At 59.7% G+C, this 2,211-nt stretch carries 1 protein-coding gene and 2 pseudogenes; 1 reads left to right on the forward strand and 2 read right to left on the reverse strand.

Going from position 1 to position 2,211, the window contains the following annotated elements; genetic code table 11:
* A pseudogene (locus ABIB36_RS21855) lies at positions 1–663 on the reverse strand (IS3 family transposase); the annotation flags it as partial.
* A gap of 47 nt (positions 664–710) precedes the next feature.
* Here ABIB36_RS21855 and ABIB36_RS21860 point away from each other — a divergent pair.
* Positions 711–1,874 carry an IS30 family transposase gene (locus ABIB36_RS21860; protein WP_354563600.1) on the forward strand — a complete coding sequence of 388 codons (1,164 nt, stop codon included), beginning with the start codon at positions 711–713 and terminating at the stop codon, positions 1,872–1,874.
* Positions 1,875–1,883: 9 nt separating this feature from the next.
* Here ABIB36_RS21860 and ABIB36_RS21865 read toward each other — a convergent pair.
* A pseudogene (locus ABIB36_RS21865) lies at positions 1,884–2,147 on the reverse strand (transposase); the annotation flags it as partial.
* Positions 2,148–2,211 lie beyond the last annotated feature (64 nt).

The raw sequence follows: 2,211 nt of genomic DNA on the forward strand, positions 1-2,211 counted from the left end.
AGCCCGGTAGGCCCGCGATGCGTAGACACTGCCGCGATCGGAGTGAAAAATCGCTCCCGACTCGATCAGGGTCGTCGATGCCGCATTCGTCAACGCCGCCGCCACCAGTTCGGTACGCATATGGTCTGCGATCGACCAGCCCACGACTTTGCGGGAGTAGCAGTCGATGACCGTCGCGAGATATACGAACCCCTGCCAGGTGTGGATGTAGGTGATGTCGCCGACGAACTTCGCTCCTGGGCGATCAGCGGAGAAGTCGCGCACGAGCAGATCCGGCACGACCGGCTCGCTGTTCGGGTCGGAGTCGGTAGTGACCCGGAACGGCCGCGGCTGGCACGGCGCGAGGTCCTCGTCGCGCATGATCGATCGGACCAGTTCCGGGGAGCATTCAATCTCGGCTGCTCGCAGATCTGCGTGGATGCGGCGGTATCCGTACGTGCCGTGCGAGAGCCCGAAGAACACCCGAATACGTTGTGCCAGAGTATCTCTGCGGATCGCGGTTGCTGATTGCGGCCGGCTTTTCCAGTGGTAGAACCCGGAGGTGGAGACCGCGAGCCAGCGGCAGCGGTCGGTGATCGGTACTACCGCGGAGTCGTCCGCGACATAGGAATCGATGAACTCGTACTTCGCCACTACCGTGGCTCCCGTGCAAAGTACGAGGCCTTAGAATCAAAGGGTCAGCGCAACAGTGCAGTTGAAGGAGGGTGTGGGTGTCGAAGATCGGCCGGCCGGGAATGTCGGATAGGGAGAAGGCGGAGTTGTGGAGGCGGTGGCGATCCGGCGAATCGATCAGCGTCATATCCCGCGGACTACGCAAGCCGCCGGGATCTGTCTTCACGGTTCTGAAGTATCACGGCGGTATCGCGCCGGCGGAGTCCACAGTGCGGGCCGGTTCATTGACTCTTGTTGAGCGTGAGGCTATCTCACGGGCAATCGCCGCAGGTGACACAGTTCGATCGATCGCCTCTGCACTCGACCGTGCGCCCTCGACGGTGAGCCGTGAAATCAAGAGAAATGGTGGGCGTGGCAGCTATCGTGCCGCCGCTGCGCATGACCGTGCTGGCGTGCAGGCGAAGCGACCCAAACTGTGCTTGCTGAAACGGAATCCGGCACTGCGCGACAAGGTCGTGTCGATGCTCGACGACGAGTGGTCGCCAGAGCAGATCGTCGGGCATCTGAGACTGCACCATGCGAATGAAACTGAGCTGGCGATCAGTCATGAGACGATCTATCGCTCGATATATACCACACGATGGGGCGTCATTCCGCAGAAGCTGTGCAAGAAGCTTCGGACCCGTCGACCGATCCGAAAGAACAAGTGGCACAGCGTTAAAGGTCAGTGGCGCTCCCAGATCGTCGATGCACGACCCATCGAGGACCGGCCCGCCGATGCGCAAGACCGCAGCATCAGCGGCCACTTGGAAGGCGACTTGGTCATTGGTTCGAGAAACAGTCAGGTAGCGACCCTGGTCGATCGTAAGTACCGCTATCTGACCATTGTGCAGACACCAACCCGGCATACGATGTCAGTTGTTCCTGCGCTGGTCAGGGAGTATGCACGGATGAATCCGGTGATGTGCCGGAGTTTGACGTGGGACCGAGGGATGGAACTTGCCGGCCACAAGCTGCTTACCGCCGCGACAGGCATCGAGATGTTCTTCGCTGCACCGCGCAGTCTCTGGCAGCGAGGAACGAACGAGAACACCAATAAGCTCTTGCGCCAATATCTTCCGAAGGGAACGTACTTAGGAGATTTGACTCAGCAAGACCTCGATTCTATTGCAGCCAAACTGAATAACCGTCCACGAAAGTGTCTTGGATTCAGGTCACCCGCAGAGTGCCTTGCCGGGGACCTTGTTGCGTTGACAGGTTGAATTTAAGGCTGCTTTTTTCAGGAAGGCTGCCTCGGCTCGAAGTTCTCGATTCTCCCGTTCGAGTTGGGCGAGGCGGGCTCGTTCGGTGAGGGTGAGTTCGGTGTCCGGGCCGCCGCCGTGAGTGTCCCGATACTTCACCAGCCACCGGCGCAGACTGTCGTCACCGACGTTGTAGGCCTTGGCGACTTCGCTGATCGGCTTGGAGGAGTCGATGACCTCTCGGCACAGTTCGTCCTTGAACTCGGGACTGAACGATCGACGCGATCTGCTCATGCTGGACTGGCTCATTTCAGTAGATCCCTATTCTAAGCGGGTCCACTGTCCGAAATCCCTGGGC

The sequence above is a fragment of the Rhodococcus sp. UYP9 genome (assembly GCF_040547235.1).
Lineage (GTDB): Bacteria > Actinomycetota > Actinomycetes > Mycobacteriales > Mycobacteriaceae > Rhodococcoides.